The sequence below is a fragment of the Bifidobacterium mellis genome (assembly GCF_000967265.1).
In the GTDB taxonomy this organism is placed as follows: Bacteria; Actinomycetota; Actinomycetes; order Actinomycetales; family Bifidobacteriaceae; genus Bombiscardovia; species Bombiscardovia mellis.
The window spans coordinates 315,686-339,484 of sequence record NZ_KQ033885.1 but is presented as its reverse complement, the minus strand read 5'-3'; the positions used below and the strand labels follow the sequence as shown (position 1 = coordinate 339,484).

General features: G+C 61.0%; 19 protein-coding genes and 1 pseudogene. 6 read left to right on the top strand and 14 right to left on the bottom strand.

From position 1 onward, the window contains the following. From JF70_RS01860 to JF70_RS01835, 6 genes are all read right to left on the bottom strand, one after another. Complete coding sequence (locus JF70_RS01860) at positions 1-1,191, bottom strand: App1 family protein phosphatidate phosphatase (RefSeq protein WP_045935083.1); 1,191 nt, start codon at positions 1,189-1,191, stop codon at positions 1-3. Positions 1,192-1,201: 10 nt separating this feature from the next. Continuing rightward, entirely contained in the window at positions 1,202-1,615 is a 414-nt protein-coding gene (gene gcvH / locus JF70_RS01855; RefSeq protein WP_045935082.1) for a glycine cleavage system protein GcvH, read from the bottom strand. A gap of 39 nt (positions 1,616-1,654) precedes the next feature. Further along, positions 1,655-3,253 (bottom strand): L,D-transpeptidase family protein, encoded by a 1,599-nt coding sequence (locus JF70_RS01850; RefSeq protein WP_197069082.1) that lies wholly within the window; start codon positions 3,251-3,253, stop codon positions 1,655-1,657. An 87-nt stretch (positions 3,254-3,340) separates the two neighbouring features. Then, positions 3,341-4,378 (bottom strand): NAD(+) diphosphatase, encoded by a 1,038-nt coding sequence (nudC, locus tag JF70_RS01845; protein WP_045935081.1) that lies wholly within the window; start codon positions 4,376-4,378, stop codon positions 3,341-3,343. Continuing rightward, complete coding sequence (locus JF70_RS01840) at positions 4,375-5,232, bottom strand: alpha/beta fold hydrolase (RefSeq protein WP_045936013.1); 858 nt, start codon at positions 5,230-5,232, stop codon at positions 4,375-4,377. Before JF70_RS01840 ends, nudC begins: the two co-directional genes overlap by 4 nt. A 32-nt stretch (positions 5,233-5,264) precedes the next feature. Further along, on the bottom strand, positions 5,265-5,894 hold the full coding sequence (locus tag JF70_RS01835) for an NUDIX hydrolase family protein (RefSeq protein WP_045935080.1): 630 nt from the start codon (positions 5,892-5,894) through the stop codon (positions 5,265-5,267). Positions 5,895-6,065: 171 nt separating this feature from the next. On the opposite strand from JF70_RS01835, the gene trxA reads away from it, so the two are divergent. From trxA to JF70_RS08435, 4 genes and pseudogenes are all read left to right on the top strand, one after another. Beyond that, positions 6,066-6,410, top strand: a complete 345-nt coding sequence (gene trxA / locus JF70_RS01830; RefSeq protein ID WP_045935079.1) for a thioredoxin — start codon at positions 6,066-6,068, stop codon at positions 6,408-6,410. Between the two features lie 149 nt (positions 6,411-6,559). After that, the gene (locus tag JF70_RS01825) at positions 6,560-7,567 is read left to right on the top strand and encodes a resuscitation-promoting factor (RefSeq protein WP_045935078.1); all 1,008 of its coding nucleotides are present in this window, start codon (positions 6,560-6,562) and stop codon (positions 7,565-7,567) included. A 267-nt stretch (positions 7,568-7,834) separates the two neighbouring features. Next, positions 7,835-8,368, top strand: a pseudogene (locus JF70_RS09275) (InlB B-repeat-containing protein); the annotation flags it as partial. A gap of 69 nt (positions 8,369-8,437) precedes the next feature. Next, on the top strand, positions 8,438-11,677 hold the full coding sequence (locus JF70_RS08435) for an RCC1 domain-containing protein (protein WP_052690673.1): 3,240 nt from the start codon (positions 8,438-8,440) through the stop codon (positions 11,675-11,677). 193 nt (positions 11,678-11,870) lie between these two features. Here JF70_RS08435 and JF70_RS01815 read toward each other — a convergent pair whose 3' ends face one another. Then, complete coding sequence (locus tag JF70_RS01815) at positions 11,871-13,271, bottom strand: NCS2 family permease (RefSeq protein WP_045935077.1); 1,401 nt, start codon at positions 13,269-13,271, stop codon at positions 11,871-11,873. A gap of 205 nt (positions 13,272-13,476) precedes the next feature. Here JF70_RS01815 and JF70_RS01810 point away from each other — a divergent pair, with 205 nt between their 5' ends. Beyond that, positions 13,477-13,680 (top strand): hypothetical protein, encoded by a 204-nt coding sequence (locus JF70_RS01810; RefSeq protein ID WP_045935076.1) that lies wholly within the window; start codon positions 13,477-13,479, stop codon positions 13,678-13,680. A 4-nt stretch (positions 13,681-13,684) separates the two neighbouring features. On the opposite strand, the gene JF70_RS01805 is transcribed toward JF70_RS01810, so the two are convergent. The 5 genes from JF70_RS01805 to JF70_RS01785 form a co-directional block, all read right to left on the bottom strand. After that, positions 13,685-14,671: an AEC family transporter gene (locus JF70_RS01805; protein ID WP_045935075.1), complete on the bottom strand. Its 987-nt coding sequence runs from the start codon at positions 14,669-14,671 to the stop codon at positions 13,685-13,687. A gap of 68 nt (positions 14,672-14,739) precedes the next feature. After that, complete coding sequence (gene pstB / locus JF70_RS01800; protein WP_024627440.1) at positions 14,740-15,519, bottom strand: phosphate ABC transporter ATP-binding protein PstB; 780 nt, start codon at positions 15,517-15,519, stop codon at positions 14,740-14,742. Positions 15,520-15,550: 31 nt separating this feature from the next. Beyond that, complete coding sequence (pstA, locus tag JF70_RS01795; protein WP_045935074.1) at positions 15,551-16,531, bottom strand: phosphate ABC transporter permease PstA; 981 nt, start codon at positions 16,529-16,531, stop codon at positions 15,551-15,553. Then, positions 16,528-17,481, bottom strand: a complete 954-nt coding sequence (gene pstC / locus JF70_RS01790; RefSeq protein WP_045935073.1) for a phosphate ABC transporter permease subunit PstC — start codon at positions 17,479-17,481, stop codon at positions 16,528-16,530. Before pstC ends, pstA begins: the two co-directional genes overlap by 4 nt. Beyond that, entirely contained in the window at positions 17,478-18,626 is a 1,149-nt protein-coding gene (locus JF70_RS01785) for a phosphate ABC transporter substrate-binding protein PstS (RefSeq protein ID WP_045935072.1), read from the bottom strand. The genes pstC and JF70_RS01785 overlap by 4 nt, the downstream gene beginning before the upstream one ends. A 329-nt stretch (positions 18,627-18,955) precedes the next feature. On the opposite strand from JF70_RS01785, the gene JF70_RS01780 reads away from it, so the two are divergent. Continuing rightward, positions 18,956-20,527 carry an MDR family MFS transporter gene (locus JF70_RS01780; RefSeq protein ID WP_045935071.1) on the top strand — a complete coding sequence of 524 codons (1,572 nt, stop codon included), beginning with the start codon at positions 18,956-18,958 and terminating at the stop codon, positions 20,525-20,527. On the opposite strand, the gene JF70_RS01775 is transcribed toward JF70_RS01780, so the two are convergent. Together JF70_RS01775 and JF70_RS01770 are read right to left on the bottom strand one after the other, a co-directional pair. Beyond that, positions 20,528-21,586 (bottom strand): LacI family DNA-binding transcriptional regulator, encoded by a 1,059-nt coding sequence (locus tag JF70_RS01775; RefSeq protein WP_045935070.1) that lies wholly within the window; start codon positions 21,584-21,586, stop codon positions 20,528-20,530. 49 nt (positions 21,587-21,635) lie between these two features. After that, positions 21,636-23,786 (bottom strand): beta-galactosidase, encoded by a 2,151-nt coding sequence (locus tag JF70_RS01770; RefSeq protein ID WP_082069333.1) that lies wholly within the window; start codon positions 23,784-23,786, stop codon positions 21,636-21,638. Positions 23,787-23,799 lie beyond the last annotated feature (13 nt).

The window sequence follows — 23,799 nt, the reverse complement described above, 5'->3', positions numbered from 1 at the left end:
TTATATTCGGGCGCGACGACGCAGATAGGGCAGCAGGGTTCGCATCAGATTGGCGCCCGTGGTCCCGTAGAAGACCGGCACCTCCGTCACCGGCACCGGCTGTGTGGCAGTGCGTTTGACCAGGACTCCCAGCCCGGTCTCCTGGGGGCTCAGCTGACGGATGCCGATGGCCAGGACCCGGCCCGGATACTGCCGCACCACCTGGGCGAAGGTGGAGGGGTCGCTCTGCCCGTCGTCGCCCATCAATACGAAGCGCATCTTGGGAAAGTCGGCCATGAGTTGGCGGATGAACTCCATCTTGTGCTGCACGATTGAGGGCACAAAGGTCTTGGGCCTGGGATCCAGATCCCGCAGCAACAGGGGTCCGGCAGGAAAGCCATGGTCGCGGATGAAGCCACGTATGGACCCCTCCACATTCCAAGGGGAGGCCGACAGGTAGAAGAAGGGCATCCGGGGGTCCAGGTCGCGGATGCGGTTGTAAAGGACGGCCATGCCCGGCACCGAGGACCGGCGGTGCGGATTCGACAGGAGCAGGTTCCAGGCAGCCTTCCAATGATTGGGCACCTGGCTGATCATGATGGTGTCGTCCACGTCGGATATGACGCCGACAGGAGTCTGACCGGGCACGATGTACAAAGGCGCGTCGACGGGCCGGCGGCCCCGCACCTGGTAGGAGACCCGGTGCACGCCTGGGGTCAGCTGATGCTCGGCCACCAGATCCAGGTAGCCTGATCGGTCGGAGAAGACCGCATCCGCATTCAGGCTGCGGCTGGGATCGACGGCATCGTAGACCGAGGAGTCGCCCACCTGGACCCTCCCGATGGCCGTGCTGTCGATGGCCAGCCTGACCCTGGTCCGGGGCGCGGGCACGGTCAGCAGGCCGCGGATGCCACGAATGGCCGGATCCTCGCGTCTGCGGCCGTCGGTCAGAATGGTACGGCAGATCAGCCGGGAATATGACTCGGTACCGTAGCCCACATAGGGCTGGACGTCGGCCGACCACCCCAGGCGGCCGGTCATATTGATGGACAGCCCCACCCAGAGATCGAAGGCGCCGGTAATCAGTCGCCTCAGCAGACGCACCGGAGCCGGTCTGCTCTCGATGCCCTCCCCGGGCGCGGCCGAATCGAAGGTGGTGCTTACCGATCGGACCCGCAGGGGCCCTTCGTTGCGGCCGGATCGCCTGGTCATAACCGGACCGTCAGTTCAGGCTCTTCAGCAGCTGACCGTACTCCTCGGCGCTCATCAGATCGGGCTCATCGTCCTCCAGGTCGATTTTGGCTATCCAGCCTTCACCATAGGGGTCGGAGTTGATGACCTCCGGATCGTCCGAGGCTGCCCTGTTGACGTAGGCGATGGTGCCTGCCACCGGGCAGACCACCGGCTCAACAGCCTTGGAGGACTCCAGCTCAATGACCTCATCGCCGGCATCGACGTGGGTGCCGGTCTCGGGCAGATCCAGAAAGACCAGGTCTCCCAGCTGGTCCGCCGCATACTCGGTCACGCCCATGGGCGCCGGGGATTGACTGGGGTCGATCCAGACATGATCCTGGGAATACCGCAGATGTTCGGGCACATCCAGGCGGGAAGTTCCATCACTGTGTTCATCGCTCATGGTTCCAGCCTACTCGACCGTCTGCCGTGGCAGGTGCTCCTAGCGGGCCGGACCCGATGGAACCTGCCCCTCCACCTTGACCATGGTCCCGATTGGGGCGTTGTCAAAGATCCACTTGGCGTCCTGCTCATACATATTGATGCAGCCGTGGGATCCGTATTGGGCGGGGTCGCCCTTGGCAATGCCGGCAGAGTTCCAACTGGCCGTGTGGAAGCCCTCGCTGCCGTTGTAGTAGGAGACCCATTTTACGTTGGGCGTGACGTAGCCCTGCCCACGCATGGTCTGGACCGCGTAGCGCACATTGATGAAGAAGGTGCCGGTGTCGGACCATTTCCCGTTATCGGGCTTGCCTGAGCATATGGGGAAGGTCTTGACCTGGGTGGTGCCGTGGTAGGCGGTGGCGGTCTGGTCGCTGAGATTGACCTGAATCCAGATGTCGCCGTCGGGCACATCGTAGCGGGCCACCCGGGTCTGCTCCTTGTGGGGCGTGATCTCGGCGCTCGCCTGGACCGGGTTCGTATCCCCCTCCTCCAGGGCCTTGACGACCAGGTCTGCCGTGGCGGACACATCCGTGACCCGGACACCGTCCACTCCCTTGGTGGTCTCGGCCACCACATCGCCCTTGGTGTTCTTGACGTTGACGGCGGTGACCATATCCCGGTTCAGCTGCCGTGCCAACTCCTGGTCCAGATACTGTTTGATGGCCTGCCGATCGAAGCCCAGCTCCATGGTCCCCTTGTCCAGATCGGTGACCGGCTTGACCCAGGTGGCCACTGTGGCGGCCGGGACGGTCATGAGGTCATCATCAGCACCCTTGATGACCAGGTCCTTGGCCAGTCGCTGGTTGGCCTGGGAGGCCACCTGATTGGCGGTATCCAGGCTGATGGGCATGGTCACGTCCTTATAGACCACCCCTACGGCCAGACGTCTGCCGGGCTTGTCTATCAAGGATGAGACGGCATCCTGCACGCGGCCCAGCTCAGGCGCCTTGCCTCCGCGACCCTCTTGTGGCCGGAAGGCGTGTGCGCCTTGATCAAAAACGATAGTGGAGGGAACGGAGCGGTCCTGACGGGGGATGAAACGTTCAGTAAGATACCTGTCCATGGCCAGCTGATCCCGTTCGGCCACCAGCGGCACCGCCTCGCCATGGAAGGGGTTCAGCCGGGAGAGGCCCGCAGAACCCTTGGCGTTCATGATCTTGGTGACCGTGGCATCCGAATCCACGCTGACGCCCAGGTCCTTCAGCCCTGCCCGGGCAGAGGTGCCTTCACCCTTGAGCTCCACCTGGGAGTCCCGAACCTGCCGATCGACGATCTGCCTGACCTGGTCCCTGGTCCGACCCATCATGACCTGCCCGCCCAGGGTGACGCCGGGGGCCACCCGATCACGGAAGAAGGCACGGACGCCGAACCAGCAACCCACCAGGATCAGTACAGCCAGAAGCAGCAGGGCCAGGATGGTGCGTCCGCGATGACCGCTGGAAGGAGCCTTGTGGGCGGCACCCGAGCCGAAAGCCCGCTCTGCTTCTTCGTCGGCGAACAGGTCCACAGGGTCGGGCCCCTCCCCGGTCGCCGGCGGCATGGTCACAGTTTCGGCCTGGTCGACATCCGAGATACGAGGCTCTTCTTGCCCCTCCATGGCCATAGCACACCTTTCGCTGCTGACAGTTCCTTGAAATATCTTACGACGCGACCAGGTCCGAGGGCGCAACACCACTCGGATGAATCAGAGCTCGCTGCCGTACCACTGCTCAATCATATGTCTGGCCACACTGGCCGCCTGAGGTATGCGCAACCGGCCCGAGGCCAGAGCAGCGCTGAATTCCCCCCGCGTGAACCAGTTGGCCTCATCGGTCTCCTGACCATCCACCCGGATGTCCGTATTCAGGGATCTGGCTCTGAAGGCCACCATCAGGGAGGCCGGGAAGGGCCAGGGCTGGGAGCCCAGATACCGCATCTCCCCCAGGTTCAGGCCCACCTCTTCCAGGGTCTCCCGCCGGACTGCATGCTCCAGATTCTCCCCGGCCTCGACGAATCCGGCAGTGACCGAGCAAAATCCGGGAGCCCACTTCCGATTGTGCTGGAGCAGAAGCCGGTCGCGGCCATCCACCACGGCCATGATCACTGCGGGTTCGATGCGGGGAAAGAGCGTGTGTTGGTCCCCTGACGCATCTCCCTGGCAGATCTGGGCCCATCCGGCTTGGCAGGGATGGACCGGTGCGCCGCAGTGGGGGCAGAAGGCCTGGCGTCCATGCCATACGGACAGGGCGACTGCGCAGGTTGCCAGGCCCACCTGACGCGGACGCCCATGAGGGGCATACTCGCGCAGGCCAAGCCAGTCGAAGCGCTGATCAGCGGCCTGAGCCAGGTCACGAAGAGGGTCCTGAACGGCCCGACCGGCGCAGGCAAGATCCAGATCCAGGGCCAGCCAGGCCTGCTGGTCGGCTTTCCCCAGGTAGTAACAGGGTGGTTCGAACTGGTCTGCCGAGCCTTTCAGCGGCCCCCGCAGGTATGCAGCGGGCAGGGTGGCCAGACGGATGCTGGCTCCAGTGCGGCCGGCCAGCGCCCCCTTGCCCTTGGGCACGGCCACCTTCTCGCCCCGCACCAGGATGACCCCAGTGCCGTCCTGCTCCAGCAATTGGTCAAGCAGACCGGGCTGCGGCCGCGATGCCGTGTCGTAGTCCACATCCCCCTGAGCCAGAGGCAGGAAGGGCAGGGGCTCGGTAAGGGCCAGCGGGGAGAAGATCGTTTCGGAATCGCTCATGACTGCCTCCCTACACGGCCAATCAGGTCCAGCAGTGCAGCGGCCACCTGATCCGGGTGCTCGACGGCGCTGAAGTGGCCGCAGTCGTCGATGGCGGTGAAAGTAACGTCCGTTCCGGCCTGACGCATGGCCTGGGCCAGAGGCTCCATGGCGCGTGGAGGGCTGGAGGGGTCGCAGCGGCCGCTGACCAGGGCCACGGGCACCCTGATGCGGCCGACCAGATCACTTTGATCCGGGCGGCCCGCAGCCATCCGTTCCCGCCAGGCGATGCCCCGGGGATCCTGGGACTGTATCCATTCGGTCATGGTCTGCACGAAAGCGGGCGAACGTTTGACCGTGGAATCGCCCTCCTGGGGTCTGGCGAAGTGCATGACCGGATCAAGCGTCCCCTGCACATCGCAGGTTTGGGCGATATGCAGCCGCTTGGCTCGGGATGCCGGACGGTCAGCCATCATGGTTGTGTCGCATAGGGCCAAACCGGCCACCATCTGCGGATAAAGCCTGGCTACGGCCTCGACCAGGTAACCGCCCATGGAAAGTCCGACCCAGATGGCCTTCTGTGCACCAGTGGCGGCAATCATGTCCACAAAGGCACGGGCCATGGCATCCAGTGCGCCTGGCAGGGCACCATCAGAGTCCGCCGGACCACAGGATGCCGGCCCAGGCAGGGGGCAATCGCCCGCTCCAGGCATATCCGGAGCATAGACCGGGAAGGGGGTCATACCTGCACCATCCGCCTGGGCCATCAGCGAGGCCGCGCACCGATCCCACATGCGGTGGTCCACAGGGAAGGCATGGACCAGCACCAAGGGCAGCCCCTCCCCTTGCCGATATACGGTATTGGCAATGTTCATGCCCGCCTCCAAGGATTCACGGCTCATAGTGCTCATAGCGCACCGGCCCAGGTCAGGGCGCCCATCAGCACCTTGCCGTGTCCGCCGGGCATCTGGCTCATGAAGGACTCCAGCATATCCCCCTTGGGATCGATCCACTCCACGTCCAGGGTCTCGTCCTGGGGCTTGCAGTCCCCGGCCACCGGCACCAGGTAGCACAGAGCGATGGCATGCTGACGCGGGTCGTAGTACTCCGAGACCCCCGGCGTGGGGAAGAACTCGGCCACGGTGAAGGGCTGGGGGCTGGCAGGCAGCATGGGCAGGGCCAGCTGACCCAGATCCTTGGCGATGTTTCTGGCCAGGGCCTCCCTGATGGTCTCGTGGTAGAGAATCCGTCCGGTGATCAGGGTGCGCTCGATGTTACCCTGATCATCCACGCGTAGAAGGGTGCCCACCTGGGTGACGGCGCTCATTTCATCCACGCGAACCGGCACCACCTCCACATAGGGCATGGGCAGGCATCGCCGCGCACGGTCGATGGCGTCACGGTCCAGCCATCCGGGGGGATTCGAGCCTGAAAAACCCCGGTTAAAGTCTTCTGGGGTGATGTGTGAGAAGGCGCCACGGTCGCGATCGGCATCGAAGTCGTCATCATCGGGAATCTCGTCGTTCAGCACTGGCATGTCTCCATTATCCGTACCAGGCTTGACCGGCCACGGGACCCCGGCGGACATCTCCACCCAGAGCATATTCGGGCGCTTTCTCCAGCCTTGATGGAATGCTGATGATTGAAAGCGGTTGCTAAGCACGGGAGCTTCCCGCGCGACAGACAAACGACTTCAAGGAGCGTTACCATGGCCACCACGACTATTACTTCGGAAAACTTCGAGCAGACCATCAAGGACAACGACCTGGTGTTGATTGACTTCTGGGCCACCTGGTGCGGACCCTGCAAGGCCTTTGGCCCCATCTTCGAGAAGGCTTCGCAGGCCAACACCGACATCGTCTTCGGCAAGGTGGACATCGACCAGAACCAGGATCTGGCCGCGGCCGCCGACATCCAGGCGGTGCCCACGCTGATGATCACCAAGCAGGGGCAGATCATCTTCAAGCAGGCCGGCGCACTCAGGTCTTCGGATCTGAACGACCTGATCGACCAGGCACGCAAGGCCGATTTGTCAACCCCGGCACAGGCCTGAGTCAGTCGAGTTGGTTCCAAGACCGATTTGCACTAAAGTAGTGATGTGTTTGTCCAGTGACCCTTTCGGCGCTACCGGAAGCATGCGGTCGATAGGAAGCGTTACGTCGACTGATCACTGAGGATCTGTCGGTCCAACAGAGGAGAGTAATGGCGAACCACCGTAGAGGACGGATGAGTGCGGTCAAGGCTCTGACCAGGCGTCAGTGGCTGCGGTTGGCTGCCGGTGTCACTGTTCTCGGCATGGTCGTTGGCGCGGGCTTCGTCTCGCGCGACTTCTACACATCCACTGAGAGCTCGGCCAAGTCAGGCGTAACATCCTATTCAGCCACCCAGGATGTGGACACGGTGTCCCGCGGCAGCACCAGGCAGGCCATCCGCAACGGCGCGGGCGGAGCCAACGCGAACACATCCTATGTAAATGTGCAGATCAATGGGAAGAACAAGGTGGTCCTGGGTACAGGCTTCACCGATGTCAAATCCGTGCTGGAGGCCGGGGACATCACCCTGCAGCCTGGGGACCAGATCACCCCGTCTCTGACCACTCGCGTCACTGAGAAGACCGTCATCCGCATCGACCGGGCCGACGCCCAGGTCAAGACGGAGGAGTCGCCCATCCCCTTCAACACCATCGAAGAGAAGACCAACTCCCTCCCGGCAGGCACCACCAAGGTCAAGACTGAGGGACAGAACGGCGTCATGGAGACCACCAGCCTGGTCACGGCAGCCGGCAACAAGCACCTGACCAGCAACATTTTCGCCTCCTTCGTCAAGACGGTCCCCGTCGACAAGGTGGTTCTGGTGGGCACCGGCGGCGGTACTCCCGCAAAGTCAGGTTCGACCACCACCACGGTCCCCGTGGGTACGGCCCAAAGCATCGCCCACGGTCTGGTCACCTCCCGAGGCTGGGGCGAGGACCAGTTCACCTGCCTGGTGCAGCTGTGGAACAAGGAGTCCGGCTGGCGGACCGATGCCTCCAACCCATCTGGTGCCTATGGCATTCCTCAGGCATTGCCGGGTAGCAAGATGGCCTCGGCCGGCCCCAACTGGCAGACCGATGCCCACACCCAGATTGTTTGGGGACTGGGCTACATCCAAGGCCGCTACGGAAACCCCTGCGGCGCATGGGCCCAATCCCAGGCGACCAACTGGTACTGATCCCTTTTCATACAACTCAATCAGGAACTTCCGGCAGGCTGGTTCGGCTTGCCGGAAGTTCTTTTTATATCCACGAAACAACCAATCCCAATTTCCTGCCGCGAATCCGACCACCAAGGCAAAAGACAGGCCTCAATGAGAACTTGGTATTCCAGAACCACATGATATAAACTGATTTTGATTGAACGTCATGCACGTCGGTCAGGGGGATTGAGCTGGGAATGCAGGTGCCACGTTGCATGCGCCGTTGCTTTCAAAGGGGACCGTATGCAATCGTCATCCAGAAGTCGTGCATGCTGTATAGCTTCTCTTGCAGCCATTATCGCCTCAGGGCTCATATTAGGAAATCTCTCGGGAATTGACCTGGCACAGGCGGATGCCACCGCATCCCCGACAGCATCGCAAAGCATGGAAAATCAAGGCGAAGGGGTGACCCCTGGTATACCCAGCTCAACCCAAACTCCTTCTATTGCCCCCTCGCCAACAGAAACTCAGAAGCTGGATTCCCCTATCCAAACAACACCCTCTCCAGCCTTTCCATCCCCCACTTCACAAGGCTCAGCAAGCCCTGCCCCTTCCACCCGGTCGACGAGCTCCTGCCCAAATAATCAGTGTTCGGTCACCTTTGATACCGCCCAAGCCGACACGGCAACCCCTGACTCTCAGACTGTCCTTTCGGGAGGTCTGGCGAAACGACCGACCGACCCCACCAGGCACGGGTACCTCTTCGATGGCTGGTTTATCGGCCAGGTAGCCTACGACTTCAACCAGCCCGTCATCAGCAGCCTGAAGCTGACTGCAAAATGGACAGCCGGTGATGGCCATTGGTCCCTGGCACCTGCACATGGAGCTATATCGGGGGGCACCACCGTGACGGTGACTCCCCCAGCGACCCGGGGCATCAAATTCTCACAAATCACGTCAGGATCCACCCAGTCACTGGCTCTTGGCTCGGACGGCAACATCTATTCCTGGGGCAAAAACGCTTACGGTCAGCAAGGCGACGGCACAAACATCGATCGCCAAGCCCCAATAAAAGTATCTAAGCCAGCCAATGCACCAAAAGGATTCATTTTCACGAAAGTAGACGCTGGTGATCATTCAGCCCTGGCCATGGGTTCGGATGGCAACCTTTACACTTGGGGATTCAATGCTTCTGGACAGCTGGGCGATGGAACCACCGAAAACCGCAGCAGACCTGCCCCGGTGAAAAAGCCTGATGGGGCCGCGCCAGGATTTACCTGGAAGCAGGCAAACACCAGGTGGGACCACACTGTGGCCTTGGGATCAGACGGCAATCTCTATGCATGGGGACTCAACGCATATGGGCAACTCGGCAATACCAGCGTTCCGAGAGGTCCCAACAATCCAGCTGCATACAGCACTAAACCCGTCCCCGTAAGCAAGCCGGCGGGAATCACCTTTACCCAGCCGGCCACGGGACGGTACAGTTCCATGGCCATGGGATCCGACGGAAAACTCTATGCCTGGGGATGGAACAGTTATGGTCGCCTAGGAGACGGTACCACAACAGATCGTTTGACACCCACCCAAGTCCTTCAGCCCAATGGGGTCACCTTCTCGCAATTCAATGTAGGAGCCGATTACAGTTTCGCCATCACTACGAACGGGGATCTTTACGGCTGGGGGTGGAACGACAGCGGGCGTCTGGGAGACGGCACCACAACAGACAGGCATGTGCCGACTCTCATACCTCGTCCGGATGGGACACCTGCAGGATTCACCTGGAAACAGGTCATGGGCAGGGACTACCACGGCATGGGCATCGGTTCAGATGGCAATCTTTATACCTGGGGCGTCAACTGGTACGGCGATCTGGGCTTGCCAGACGTCCCTACCGGCCAGACCAGCTACATCACCAGACCCCGGCCTGTGCAAAAGCCTAAACCCTCCGTGGCTGGACAAGAAACCAGCTGGGTTCGGCTCTATGCTGGCTGGGAGCAATCCTTAGCCTTGGGGTCAGATGGGAACCTATATACCTGGGGTTGGAACAGCGGGGGCCAACTGGGTGACCCGACCATCCCCACGGGTTATGACAACAGCAAAGCAATGAGGCTGACGCCTGGTTTGGCGGCCTTCCCGCTTACACCGGATCTTACTGCGGTCAAATTCGACCAAACACTGGGCAGCAATCTGAAAAAAGCAGGTACGAACTGGCAAGTGGTGACGCCAGCCCACAGGAAGGGTCGAGTGGATACGACCATCACCTGGAATCTCTATGGTCCGCAGCCCGATGACATCCTGGATTACACCTATGACCCGCCCTCCTATGTCGTCACTTTCGATAAGGCTGACGGCAGCCAGCCCACCAGTCAGTCGGTCGTCGAGGACCAGACGGCTTCCAGACCGGATCAAGACCCGACCCGTCCTGGCTTCCTCTTCGACGGCTGGTTCAACGGCGATGCGGCCTATGACTTTACTTCCCCCGTCAAGGGTCCCCTGAAACTGACAGCCCACTGGACGGCAGGCACCGGGCAATGGACCACCTCTCCCAAGCAGGGTCCCGACAGCGGTCAGACCAAGGTGACCCTGGTACCCCCTGCAGCGCGGGGCATTAGGTTCAACCATGTCAGCGCCGGCGATGATCATTCATTGGCTCTCGGATCCGATGGAAACATCTATGCTTGGGGTGCCAATGAATACGGACAGCTGGGCGATGGGACCACGACGAACCGCTTGACCCCGGTGCAGATTCCCAAACCAACAGGCGTGAACCGATTCATACAGGTCAGTGCAGGAAAAGCCTTCTCAGTGGCCTTGGATGGCCAGGGCCATGTCTGGGCATGGGGGCTTAACAGCTCTGGACAGCTGGGCAGCAATGCCGTTGCCACCAATGGTTCAGCCGCATACAGCTCCAGCCCGATTCGCGTGCAAGCCCCAAGCGGTATGACGGCAACAAACTTCACTCTCACTGGCATCAGCGCAGGCATCACTCATGTCCTGGCCGTAGACGAGCAGGGCAGAGCCTGGGGCTGGGGATCAAATGAGTTCGGCAAACTGGGCGTTCCTTCAAGCACTGTGGCGACGACGGGGATCACCACCAGACCCGTCCAGGTCGCAACCCCTCAGGGCGAGACGACGGGATTCCGCTATGCACAGGTCAGTGCGGGCGGCTCACATTCCCTGGCGACTGACACCCAGGGCCGTGCCTGGGGCTGGGGATCGAACCAGAACGGCGATCTGGGCAACACGAGCGATGTAGCACTCAACGGCTACACCTCCACACCCGTCCAGGCCAAACCCGGCACCAACCCGACAGGCGGATTCAGGCCTGTTCAGATCATCGCGGGCAGCGGCCACTCCTCCGCCCTCGATGATCTGGGACGCCTATGGTCCTGGGGCGGGAACAGCAATGGAGAACTCGGCCTGGGCGACACCACCACGAGGACTGCTCCGTCCCTGGTAGCCATGCCTGCAAACGTCAGCACCTTCACACAGCTGACAGGCAGCAGGGTCAGCGGCAATTCACTGGCGCTAGACCAGAACGGAAACATCTGGGGCTGGGGCCAAAACTCATCAGGCATGTTGGGGACCGGAGGCACAGGCAGCCTGAACAAGCCAACCAGAATGGGCAATCCGTCAGGCATCGACCACTTCGTCAAGGTCAGCGCCGGCACAGGACACACCCTGGCCATAGCCTCCGCCGGCAGCTCCATGGGGTGGGGAGACAATGGCCAGGGAAGGCTGGGGAACAACGCGACGCAGACGGTCTATTCCCCTGTCAGCGTGCTCTTCCCCTTCAGACTGGGCACCCCGTCCACAGTGCAATTCGGAGGCGTCAGTGGAACCAGCCTAAACTCCACAGGGCAACAGGACGGCGCCTGGACCGTGCTGACACCGAACCATAATGCCGGCGATACGACTGTCAGCATCGCTTGGACACTCAATGGGGCTCCACAGCCCAACGATGAGACCAATGCCTTCCGTTTCATCCACTATGGTGTCCTCCCTCTGACCGGAGAGGCAGGCATCCTAGTCATCCTCATGGTTGGCTCGCTGGCTGCGGTCGGTGGACTGGCCGCCAAACGACAGCGCCTTGAAACGCAAAGCGGACAAAATGGAAAGACTGCCGCTCGCCGCAAGCACTGACAAGCACAAACGAGCGTGGCCCCGCCACCCATGTAGTGACGGGGCCCCGCTGCGGTCTCTGTGCCTGATTTGCTCTATGCACACCCTCAAACAGTCAGGTCAACCTGACAACAGCATGACGACTACCTGCACAGCTGAGCAATGGTTCTGACGAATGGCTGCTTGTGGATGCCTTGTGTTTGCGAAACCGTGCTCAGAGCACGGCCTGGAGCACGAAGTCCAGGATGAAGAGGGCCGAGACCGCCCAGATGATGGGGTGGACCTCCTTGCCCTTGCGCTTGCAGACCATGGTCAGGCAGTAGGTGATGAAACCTGCGGCCACACCGTAGGAGATGGAGTAGGCAAAGCCCATGAAGATGGCCGTGAAGAAGGCCGGAATGGCCTCAGACAGCTGGCCCCACTCAACCTCGGCGAAGGAGCTCATCATCATGCAGCCCACAATGACCAGGACGGGCGCAGTGGCCGCCGAAGGCACAGCCGAAATCAGCGGAGCGAAGATGGCGCTGAGCGCGAAGCAGGCGGCGATGACCACCGAGGTCAGTCCGGTCCGGCCACCGGCTGCGATGCCCGCAGCGGACTCCACATAGGTGGTGGTGTTGGAGGTACCGAAGAGGGCGCCGATGGAGGTGGCCGTAGCGTCGGCGAACAGGGCCCTATCCATCTTGGAGCTGAAGCCGCGACCGGTTTCCAGAGCCTGCTCATCCTCGGCTGAGAAGATGCCTGAGCGCCGACCGGTGCCCACAAAGGTACCGATGGTGTCGAATGTATCCGACAGGGAGAAGGCGAAGATGGTCACCAGAACCACTGGCAGCTTGGCCGGGTCGGAGAAGAGGGCAGGGAAGCCCTCCGGACTGAAAATGGCCAGGAAAGTCTGCGGCAGCTGTGACCAGGCCTGTCCCAGATCGACCGACTTGGCCATGCTGGTGACCCCCATGGGGATGCCCAGGAGCGTGACCGCGATGATGGCGATGACAAAGGCGCCTTTGTTGATGAAGGCCAGATGGCCCTTGAACTTGAAGATCAGGAGGAAGACGGTCAGCAACAAGCCGATGACGAAGAGGATGACACCGGGGGTGTTGAAGGTGGTCAGCCCTGGGTTGGCGCCGGCTGCCGAGGTCTTGTCAGGAGTGAACTTGATGATGCCCACATTGAGCAGACCCACATAGGCGATGAAGACGCCGATGCCGCCGCCGATGGCGTGCTGGAGCAGGGGCGGAATGGCCTGGATGATCATCTTGCGCAGCTTGGTGGCCGTTACCAGGATGTTGATCAGGCCGCACAGGAAGACCATGCACATGGTCTGCTGCCAGGTGAAGCCCAGCCCCTTGACCACAGTGAAGGTGAAGAAGGCATCCAGTCCGACTCCTGGCGCCACGCCGTAGGGCACGTTGGCCACCAGACCCATGATCAGGGTGCCGATGATGGCAGCGATCAGGGTGGCGAGAAAGACGGCGCCCCAAGGCATCCCCGCCGTGGAGAGCACCGAGGGATTGACCACGATGATGTAGGCCATGGCGAAGAAGGTGGTGATGCCTGCTACCACTTCCGTAGAGACTGTGGTATTATTATCCGAAAGCCGAAATAGCTTATGCATATTCGATTCCTTATTGTCTTATTTGGCGATGAGACAAGGAAAGAATATCACGAGCACTCGGCTTTTTCTGTTACAGGTCCCTACTATTGAGCTCCAATACCGCTGCAGAACCTTCCGCTCACCTATAATCGGCATACCGGCACGGCCCTGAAGCCCTCCCGCATGGGGATGAGTTGAGGGGCACGGCGCTTTCGAGGAGGGGCATATGGCCAGGAACAATCATTGGGATCCGGACGATCAGAAGCAGTATCAGCACGTGCATGACAGCGAGGTCGATCGTGGTCAGGATGAACGAGCTGCCGAACGGATTGCAGCCGCCACGGTCAACAAGCAGCGCACCCGCGAGGGCCGCACCCTGCGTCAGGAGCAGGAGCGCCGCGACCAGGGCAAAGACAACAAGAAGGGCTGAAATCTCAGAGGGCACCCATCAGCAGGTGCGCCACAACCATGAGCACGGCACCGATCACCGCAGTCAGAGCCAGGGTGAATCCCGCCAGACGGGCGTTCCCCAGGACCTTGTCGGTGAACATGGTGGCAAAAACCGCCGTCGGAGCCAGGCAGCACAGGGCCACCGCCTGACGGATCAGAGGATCGAAGGGCAGCAGATACCATGCGGCCACCGCGAACAGGACGCCGAAGGGCAGTCGCCAGGCCAGAATCTGCAATACTGACTTGACATCATCCCGTCCGCCGGGCAGGTCCATGAGCATGCCCACCATAAGCATGGAGCAGAAGGCGTTGGCGGCCGAGAATGGACGGGTGATCTGGGCCGACCAGTCCGGCAACGAGATTCCGGCCAAGGTAAAGCACACCATGACCAGGTAGGTGTCGAAGGATGGCGAGCTCAGGAAGCCCTTGGCTATGGAGATGGCTGCAGCCTTGCGATGGAGTTTGCGGGCATCTGGGTCATCCAGCTTGACCGGCTCCCCCGCATCGGGATCCAGGGATTGGCCCGGTCGAATATGCAGAAGCCCCTGGGTCATGACGTTGGTCCCGGCAGAGACCATGACCGAGTTGCCGATGTCGAACATGGCGGCGGGCACCAGGGCCGCCGTGCCCAGCAACGACTGGAGCATGGGAAAGCAGAAGCATCCGATGTTGAAACCCGATCCGTTGAGCATAAGAAAAGCCCGCTGAGCCGTGGGCCGATGCCTGCTGGTCAGGAAGATGGCCAGGGGCGGAATCAGCGAGGCCACGAAGGCGAAGGCCGAGACCAGAAGAAGGCTGGGATCGTGTGGGTTGGTGGCGAAGGAGTAGATGATGGCCCCAGGCAGGACCAGATCGAACACAACGGTCTGCAACACCCGGTAGTCCAGTGGACGAAAGAGACCAAAACGCTTGAACAGGTAGCCCACCAGGATGATGCCCAAGAGGGTGGCCGGTTCCAGCAATACTCCCATGCCCTCGCTCCTTCCGTGGATGCCGGGACCATGATACCTGACGGGCGGGTGCGCAGACCGGTTCCGTCTCAGCCGAAGCGACCGGAGATGTAGCGCTCGGTGTCCGGCTCGTGCGGGTTGGAGAAGATGGTGGTGGTGTCGTCCATCTCCACCAGGTGGCCGGGCTGACCCACGGCCTTGAGGTTGAAGAAGGCCGTATAGTCCGAGACCCTGGCCGCCTGCTGCATGTTATGGGTGACGATGACGATGGTGTAGTCCCGCTTGAGCTCGTTGATCAGATCCTCCACAGCCAGGGTGGAGATAGGATCCAGGGCCGAGCAGGGTTCGTCCATAAGCAGGACCTGGGGGTGTACGGCCACGGCACGGGCGATGCAGAGCCGCTGCTGCTGACCGCCCGAGAGCCCGATGCCCGGCTTGTCCAGGCGATCCTTGACCTCATTCCAAAGGTTGGCTCCGCGCAGGGCCCACTCCACCAGATCGTCCGCGTCCGACTTGGCGATGTGCTTCTTGTTCAGCCGTATGCCGGCCAGGACGTTCTCCCGGATGGACATGGTCGGGAAGGGGTTGGCCCTCTGGAAGACCATGCCCACGTCCCGCCGCACCTCGACCGGGTCTACATCCGGTCCGTAAAGGTCACGACCCTCCAAGAGCACCTGCCCGCTCACATGCGCCCCCGGGGTGATCTCGTGCATGCGGTCCAGGGTGCGCAGGACCGTGGACTTGCCGCAACCGGAGGGGCCGATGAAGGCGGTGACCTTGTTGGCCTGGATTCGCATGTTCACGTCCTGGACGGCCAGGAAATCGCCGTAGTAGACGTTGAGGTGGTTGATGTCTATGCGTTGGCCCATTTCCCGGCCTCCGTTTCTCTCATAGCGGCGCTCAACGCGTCCGCCCAACAGCAAAGATGCGCGAGACCAGCCGCCCAAGCAGATTGAGCAGCAGGACGATAAGAATCAGCACCAGGGCCGCAGCCCAGGCCCGCTGCATGTGGATGTCGCTCAGGCATCCCGGATCGGCCCCCGGTCCGCAGACGGCCAGCCCCTGGGAATACTCGTTGTAGACGAAGACCGGCAGGGTGGTCATCCTCCCGGAGAAGAGGTTGGGGTTGGTGGTGGCGATGAAGCCCGAGGCGATCAGCAGGGGCGCCGTTTCACCAATGACCCTTGCCACAGCCAGAATGGTGCCCGAGACGATGCCGGGCAGGGCCGTGCGCAGAACAATGCTGGTGATGGTCCGTTGCTTGGTCACTCCCAGAGCATAGGCCGCCTCGCGCAGGTCGTCGGGAACCACGGCCAGCATATCCTCGGAGGTCTTGACCACCGTGGGCAGCATGAGCAGGGAGAGGGCCACCGAACCGGCCAGGCCGTTGACGGTGCCCGGTCCGACCACCAGGGCGAACATGGAGAAGGCGAAGAGGCCGGCCACGATGGAGGGAATCCCGCTCATCACGTCCACCATGAGACTGATGGCCTTGGCCAGGCGGCCTCCATGGGCGTACTCGACCAGATATACCGCGCACATGACCCCCACCGGAATGGAGATGACCATGGAGCCAAAGGTGATCTCCAGGGTGCCGATTACCGCGTGCAGGATGCCGCCATAGCCTCCGGTCGGCGTGGGGTTGCCCCCTACCACCCCGCTCATATTGTGGGTGAGGAAGTCCGGTGTCAGCCGTCGCACCCCCTTGGACAGGCTGACCCAGAGCACCGAAACCAACGGAATCAGGGCCACCAGGAAGGAGAGACCGATCAGGACGGTCATCAGCCGGTTCTTACGCTTGCGTGCCCGGATGGAGGACCTGGTGGGCCTGAAGCGGTCAAAGTCGATGACCGGTCCTCGATCAGTTCGGCTTGCCATCATGCACCCGCCTTTGCTGTAATCCTGCGCGCCAGATAGTTGACGATGAAGGTGATGATGAAGAGGACCAGACCTGTGGCCACCAGGAGGGCCACACCCTGGGAGTCCGCCTCGGGGAACTGGGCAGCGATGTTGGCGGCGATGGTCTGACTCTTTGAAGCCTGCAGCAGCCGCAGGGAGTAGCTGAAACCGGGCGAGAGGATCATCAGCACCGCCATGGTCTCGCCCAGGGCCCGCCCCAGCCCCAGCATGGAAGCAGAAATGATGCCCGAGCGACCGAAAGGCAGGACAGCAAGCCGGATCATCTCCCACTTGGTGGCGCCCAGGGCCAAGGCAGCTTCCTGCTGCAATCGAGGGGCCTGGATCAGGATGTCTCGGGTGACCGAGGTGATGATGGGCAGGATCATGACCGCCAGCACCAGGGCCACCGTGGCCACGGACCGGGCCGGTGCTGCAGCGGGTCCGGAAAAGAGCGGGATCCATCCCAAATGGACGGACAGCCAACGCCAGAAGCCGGTGATATTGGGAACCAGAACCAGAGCCCCCCAGAGCCCGTAGATCACCGAGGGCACGGCGGCCAGCAGGTCAATCACCGTGCTGAGCAGCGTAGACAGACGGGCGGGGGCGTAGTAGCCGATGAAAAGGGCGATGCCCAGGGACACAGGGAAGGCCAAGAGTAGGGCCAGGCCAGCAATCAGAATGGTGCCGAAGACCAGCGGGCCCACATAGCCCAGGAAGCTGCTTGCCCGTCCACCGCTCAGGGAGCGTATGGCCTGGGTGCGGGAATCCGGGTCCCCGGTGAAGGCCGGAAAGGCCCGCAGGATCAGAAAGAGGGTGACCGCGGCCAGGGCCAGCAGGATCAGGATGCCCGCCCCGGTGGCACAGGCCTTGAAGATCCGGTCCACCCGTTTGGCCTTGTTCAGGGTTGCAGCCTCGTCCGGTTTCTCGCTCATGACTTCCCCCCAATGGTCTCCACCGAGGCCATGGCCTGACTGCGGAGCCCCTGCCCCAGCTCGGCGCTGCCCGCATTGGCCGCAGCCATGCGCTGGCCCTGCTCGCTCAGCAGATAGGTCAACCAGGCCTTGGCGAACCGGGCCTTGGATCCGTCCTGATCGTTTCGATAGACGGTGCAGGCCACATCATAGGAGACAAGGACGATGGGATAGGTGTGTTTCCGTGTGGTGCGATGGTCCACGGTCAGGACCACCCGGCCGGGCTGGCTGGCCTGGGGATCCCGTTGGGCCGAATCCAGCAGGTTGGCCACGGTCTTTGCTGTAGGCGGCTGCCAGGTCTTCCCCACCTGGACGGCCACGGTCCCCAACCCGGTGGTCTGTGCCGCGTCCGCATAGCCAAAGGTGCCCTCTGCCTGGTTCATGGTCATGATCACCCCGGCAGTGCCCTTGGCACCCTGCCCCAGGTCGTTGGGCCAATTCTCACCCGCTGGATAAGGCCAGGCGGACCCGGCGGTGTCGTGCAGATAGGACAGGAAGCTTTTCGTGGTGCCGGACTTGTCCGAACGATGAATCACCGTGATGTCCAGGTCGGGCAGATTGGCCTCCGGGTTGAGGGCTGCGATGCGCGGATCCCGCCAGTTGGTGACCTTTCCAGAGAAGATCATGGCGATCAGAGCCGGGTCCATCCGCAGATGGCCGTCTGAACCCTTGGGCCACAGATCAGGAAGATTGTAGGCCACGGCGATTGGAGTGGCATAGACGGGCAGGTCAATGGCCGTACCGGAACCGCAGACCTTTCGCGAGCGCTCAAGCTGATCGGCGGTCAGCGGTGCATCGGTGCCGGCCCAAATGGTCGAACCCGAAAGGAAGGCATTGACCCCGGCACCGGAACCTGCCGGGTCATAGGATATACGCGCCCCCGGATGCTGCTTGCGGAAGCCGGCTATCCAGGCCTCGTCAGCGCTCTGCTGGGAGGATGCGCCAGATCCGGCGAACTCGCCCTGGAAGAGGACTTGATCTGCCGCATCGCCCGTACCGCCTCCATCGACGGGGACGTTGTCGCCGCAGGCCGCCAGGGAAATCATCATTGCCAAGGACATGAGGAGGGCCGCGAATCTACCACGACCATGACCATGTGCGTGCATGCTACCTACCTTGACCGCCGTTGGATTTCAAACGTCCGTCCTCATCAGCCCGTGCTTGACCTTCCCGTATTCACATTACCGAAGCTCGCCTCACACAGCATACTGGAAACGCTGACCGCCGGACAAGGTCGCCACATCCGCGTCAGCCATGTGGAAAAACTCAATCACAATCCACAGACGGGTATATTATAAGGTCATTGTCAGACGCTTAGCTCTCTTGTTCTTTTCTTAGTGTCACCGGTATCGGTATGCCCTGATTTGCTTTCTAGGACGGCACCGCAGGGAGTGGTATGCGCAGTGAGGACTAACCCGAAGGAAGTGGTGATTGCATGAGGAAGCAGGAGCTCGCCAAGCAAGGGCGGACCCTCAGCAAGGATGGAGCCTTCGTCAACGGAAAGCTCACCCATGAGGCCTTCCTTTCGTTGGCCATCCTGACCGTAATCACCTTCCTGGGCAACTTCACCCAGCTGCAGCTGGCTTCGGCCCTGCCCACCATTGTGGACGAGTTCCACATCACCCTGACCACCGGCCAGTGGCTGACCTCGGTATTCCAGCTGGTCATGGGCGTCATGGTGCCATTGACCGGTTTTCTGACCAAACGCTTCTCCACCAGGCAGATCGTCATCACCTCCATGGCCGTCTTCACCCTGGGGTCCCTGCTGAGCTGGCAGTCGCAGACCTTCGCCCTGGTTCTGCTGGGCCGCATCCTTGAGGCCATAGGCACGGGAACCATGTGGCCCGTCCTGCAGATCACCGTCTTCTCCATATATCCTCTGTCCAAGCGCGGCATGGCCATGGGCACCGTGGGCCTGGCAATGAGCGTGGCCCCGGCCATCGGCCCCACCCTGGGCGGATGGCAGACCGATGCCAACGGCTGGCGCTCCATCTTCCTGACGCTGAGCATCTGCGGGGCTGTGGCGCTGCTCCTGTCCATCTTCGGCCTGCGCAACTTCGGCCAGCGCGACACCAGCGTCAAGGCGGACTTCTTCTCGGTGGCCCTGTCCATCTTCGGATTCGGCGGCCTCATGTTCGGCTTCACCAACATCGAGAACTTTCCCATCACCTCCTTCATGACCTGGCCCTTCATGCTGGTCGGCCTGATCGGGATCGTCTGGTTCGTTCTGCGCCAGCTCCATCACGACAAGCCCCTGCTGGACCTGCATGTGCTGCGGATCAAGAACTTCACTGTGGGCACCATCATCGCCTCCATGTCCTTCTTCGCCTTCAGCTCGGTCACCGTCATCCTGCCCATGTACATCCAGACTGACCGCGGCTTCTCGGCCACCATGAGCGGTCTGGTCATGCTTCCAGGAGCTATCGGCACCGCCATCGCCCAGTTCTTCGGCGGCCGGCTGCTGGACCGCTGGGGCGCACGTCCCGTGGCTATGACGGGCTGCTCGGTCCTGCTGCTGGGCACCATCGCCATGAGCCTGATCGGCGCCAATACCTGGATCGGCCTGGTCTCCATCTGCCAGTTCATCCGCCAGATCGGCATGGGCTTCACCCTGATGCCCTTGACCACCTGGTCCCTGAACAACCTGGCTCCCAAGGACGTTTCAGCCGGTTCGGCCGTCACCAACACGGCCCGGCAGATCGCCGGCGCTGTCGGCGCACCCATCCTGGTCATCCTCATGGAGACCATCACCACCCTGCGCCACAACGCCATGGGCGGCGGTCACTCCACCCAGATCGCAGCCAACATCTTCGGCGTGCAGTGGGCCCTGCGCATCTCGGCACTGATCTGCCTGGGCATGGTCTTGCTGGTCTACTTCGGCGTTCGTGGAAACGGCGCCGGCTCCGGCCGCCAGATGACCCGGATGCTCCTGCGCCACATGCACATCATCCACACCGAAGCCCCTGCCGTCACCGCCTCCACCGCCGAATCCAAAACCCAGGACTAATCACCGGGTGGTTTTGCGGGCTATGACCTGCGACCCTATGACAAGATCCTGTGGTGCCATAGCTCTACCTCCGATACGTCCCAGGACGCGGTCGACGCAGGTCCGTGAGATCCACCCCAAGCATGAATCCATGGTTGTAAGTGGAGTCTGTAGATAAGCTGACTCCTCAATGTTGTCAAACCCGATGATCTGTACCTGGTCGGGTACGGCTCTGCCATAAGCAGTCAGAGCTGACAGTGCGCCGATAGCCAGCTGATCATTGAGGGCGACCACTCCATCGAAGGGCACCCCCGCCTCTAATATCCTCTGCATGGTCAGGTACCCGCTGCCCAAGGTCCAGTCATAACCAGTAACGCCCAGAAGCCGATCATCCAGCTGCAGTCCCCTGGCATGAACCGCTTTAAGCACGCCTTTCATCCTTAACTCAGCATTGCCTTCGATTGCAGCCTCCAACTGATTCTGGTCAAGCGGCGCATGCAGACCGATGACCGCCAGCGAACGCACCGCTCGATTGAATAGATACTCTGTAGCCATCCGAGCCGCCTCGGCATCATCGACCATGACGTGATCAGCCACCCCATGGGTAGTCCGCGCGCCCACGCAGACCAAGGGGTAACGCACATCCAGGTCCTCCACAGCGAATCGCTCAAGCTCCGACATGGAAAGAATTATGCCGTCGCTGATAGTGCTATTAAAAGATGCCAAGATCTCATGCGCCCCCTTGGCAGACCCCTCGGCATAGGTGCTGACATATACTGCATAGTCCCGCAGGCGGGCGCTGTCGATGACCCTATTAGCCAATTCAGCCAGATAGGGGGGTGTCAGAGAAGGTACAGCCAGCGTAATGATACCGGTTTTGTTGCGATGCAAATTACGTGCCGCGGCATTGACCTTGTATCCCGATTCGTCAATCACATGCTGCACCCGAGCACGGGTCGCATTGGACATACGACCATTACCGTTGATCACATTGGATGCGGTCTTCAGCGAGACACCCGCCTTGCTGGCGACCTCACGCAGGGTGATCCGTTTACCTGGACGTTCTTCATCCGTAGCCATAGGCACCCCCTAGAATGCAACAACCTCCAAGGCACTATGGCGATCAGATCTACTGACGGGTGACCACCACACCATGCACTCCTATAGTGTACCGATTGCCGGATAAACCACCCCCACTATACGGGGTCGCTCGTTGAACCACCAAGGTCTCACCCATGGTGGACACATCTCTGACGACTGTCGACCCACGGTTGAAATAGAAATGATAACGGCCCTGTGGCCCGGACCTGATCAGGTGCACCAACCTCGGGTCGCCATCACGTCCGTTATGCAACCCTCTTCCTGCTGCGCCAGTGAAAAAATCAGGGGGGAAGATCCGATTGATCACCGAGACCAGCGATTCCTTGGTGAAGCCTGTCCCGAGATAGAGGACCCGGCCCTGACCGTATCCATGAATGGTCACTGCAGGTTTCCCCGCCATGTCGATGTCATAGGAACGACTCCCCTGGTAACGAGCCAACACCCTTACCGAATCCTCTATACTCAAGGGCTCGTTGACCCATATATTGCCCTCAATGCCCTCTGACACCAAGATGGATCCACCGCCTTGGTCACTAGTACCCAAGGCGATCATCTCCTGGGAAGCGATACCTGTTAAATCACGCAAAACTGCTGGATATCCGCCCAAGCCGACGTGCATATGGTCATCCATAATGCCACTGGCGAAGTCCACCACCAACCGACCACCCCCGCTCACATAGTCTCGCAGACGGTCGGCTTGATCCTGATCCAGCAAAATCAGAGACGGCAGCACCACCACGTCATAACGCTCCCACTGCCCCTTCAGTGGCACTACATCCGCCCTATATCCGGCGTCGAGCAGAGCCTGATACCAGATATAGACCTGCTGCCAATGATCTATAGAGCAATCAGGCAGCGTTGAATCAGCCATAGACCACTGGCAATCAGCATCAAAAAGTAGGGCAATGGACGATGGCTCCAACTGGGTTCCCGCCAGTCCACTCTGGGAGAGTCTACGCAAAATGCCTCCCAGATTGGCAACCTGTGCATAGATCGCCGAATTCGGCCCTGCGTGTGGGACCATGGCCGAATGGAAGGCCTCCGCTCCAAAGGCGGACTGCCGCCATTGGAAAAAGTTGACTGCATCCGCCCCCATAGCCACGTGGGCCAGAGCGTCCCGAATCAGTTCGCCTTGACGCTTGGAAGCGTTGAAGATGCGCCAGTTGACTGCTGATGTGGAATGCTCCATCAGACACCAAGGATGACCTTGAGCATAAGCATCCACCAGCGAATCCGAGCAGAGCAGCTCATCCAAGTGTCCGGGTCCATGGGCGAAGTAGTGGTCGTTGGCCACGAAATCGACCTGGTGAGACCAACGCTCATAATCTAGGACGCATTGGTCTGTAGAGACCATGAAGTTGGTCGTCAACGGTTTATCAGGCGTGAGCTCCTGCAACTGATCACGTTCGGCACAGAAAAAATCCATCAGAGCGTCTGAGCAGAATCTACGAAAATCCAGTCGCAGTGCCGGATTGATAAAAGCATCACGCACGCCAGCATGTTCAGGCAGGGGAACCTGATCAAAGTTCTGCAGACGTTGCGACCAGAAATCGTTGCCCCAGGCTTGGTTAAGCTCCTCGATGCTGCCATAGCGCCGGCGGCACCAACCTTGGAAGGCCTTTAAGGCATCCTGCGAGTAGTCGGTTGCGTTGTTCCATCCATATTCATTGCCCACATGCCAGGCGACCACAGTCGAATTGTCACTAAAGTGTTCTCCCATGACCCTGCAAAGGCGAAGGGCATAACGCCGGAAAACGGGCGAAGTGGGCCTCCAGGATTGTCGAGTACCTGGATGGACCAGGGTTCCGTCCGCCTCCACGGGCAACACTTCAGGATGAGCCTGATAAAGCCAGTATGGGGCAGTAGCTGTAGCCGAAGCCATGTCCACGGCAATACCGGCTTCGCCTAGTAAGGCCACCACCCGATCCAGCCATCCGAAATCCCAGACTCCGTCACTTGGCTCCAGACGTGCCCATGAGAAAATTCCCAGTGTCACCATGGTTACGCCGGCCCGCTTCATCAGCGCAACATCTTCGGCCCATACCTGCTCTGGCCATTGGTCCGGATTGTAATCTCCGCCGAACCAGATTCCCCCAGAATGACCGTCAGGCTCCTTTGGCCATCGATAGGGTCTGTATGGTTGTGGCTGTCGACGGTCATGATGGTCCGTTTTACTCATGCTTAATCCCGTC

Bases quoted from the DNA above. Each gene is read 5' to 3' on its own strand.
- nudC (WP_045935081.1), bottom strand. From the start codon at position 4,378: ATGAGCGATTCCGAAACGATCTTCTCCCCGCTGGCCCTTACCGAGCCC.
- JF70_RS01835 (WP_045935080.1), bottom strand. From the start codon at position 5,894: ATGCCAGTGCTGAACGACGAGATTCCCGATGATGACGACTTCGATGCC.
- JF70_RS01780 (WP_045935071.1), top strand. From the start codon at position 18,956: ATGAGGAAGCAGGAGCTCGCCAAGCAAGGGCGGACCCTCAGCAAGGAT.
- pstA (WP_045935074.1), bottom strand. From the start codon at position 16,531: ATGATGGCAAGCCGAACTGATCGAGGACCGGTCATCGACTTTGACCGC.
- JF70_RS01810 (WP_045935076.1), top strand. From the start codon at position 13,477: ATGGCCAGGAACAATCATTGGGATCCGGACGATCAGAAGCAGTATCAG.
- JF70_RS01805 (WP_045935075.1), bottom strand. From the start codon at position 14,671: ATGGGAGTATTGCTGGAACCGGCCACCCTCTTGGGCATCATCCTGGTG.
- JF70_RS01815 (WP_045935077.1), bottom strand. From the start codon at position 13,271: ATGCATAAGCTATTTCGGCTTTCGGATAATAATACCACAGTCTCTACG.
- JF70_RS01775 (WP_045935070.1), bottom strand. From the start codon at position 21,586: ATGGCTACGGATGAAGAACGTCCAGGTAAACGGATCACCCTGCGTGAG.
- JF70_RS01850 (WP_197069082.1), bottom strand. From the start codon at position 3,253: ATGGAGGGGCAAGAAGAGCCTCGTATCTCGGATGTCGACCAGGCCGAA.
- JF70_RS01860 (WP_045935083.1), bottom strand. From the start codon at position 1,191: ATGACCAGGCGATCCGGCCGCAACGAAGGGCCCCTGCGGGTCCGATCG.
- gcvH (WP_045935082.1), bottom strand. From the start codon at position 1,615: ATGAGCGATGAACACAGTGATGGAACTTCCCGCCTGGATGTGCCCGAA.
- JF70_RS01840 (WP_045936013.1), bottom strand. From the start codon at position 5,232: ATGAACATTGCCAATACCGTATATCGGCAAGGGGAGGGGCTGCCCTTG.
- JF70_RS01770 (WP_082069333.1), bottom strand. From the start codon at position 23,786: ATGAGTAAAACGGACCATCATGACCGTCGACAGCCACAACCATACAGA.
- pstB (WP_024627440.1), bottom strand. From the start codon at position 15,519: ATGGGCCAACGCATAGACATCAACCACCTCAACGTCTACTACGGCGAT.
- pstC (WP_045935073.1), bottom strand. From the start codon at position 17,481: ATGAGCGAGAAACCGGACGAGGCTGCAACCCTGAACAAGGCCAAACGG.
- trxA (WP_045935079.1), top strand. From the start codon at position 6,066: ATGGCCACCACGACTATTACTTCGGAAAACTTCGAGCAGACCATCAAG.
- JF70_RS01785 (WP_045935072.1), bottom strand. From the start codon at position 18,626: ATGCACGCACATGGTCATGGTCGTGGTAGATTCGCGGCCCTCCTCATG.
- JF70_RS01825 (WP_045935078.1), top strand. From the start codon at position 6,560: ATGGCGAACCACCGTAGAGGACGGATGAGTGCGGTCAAGGCTCTGACC.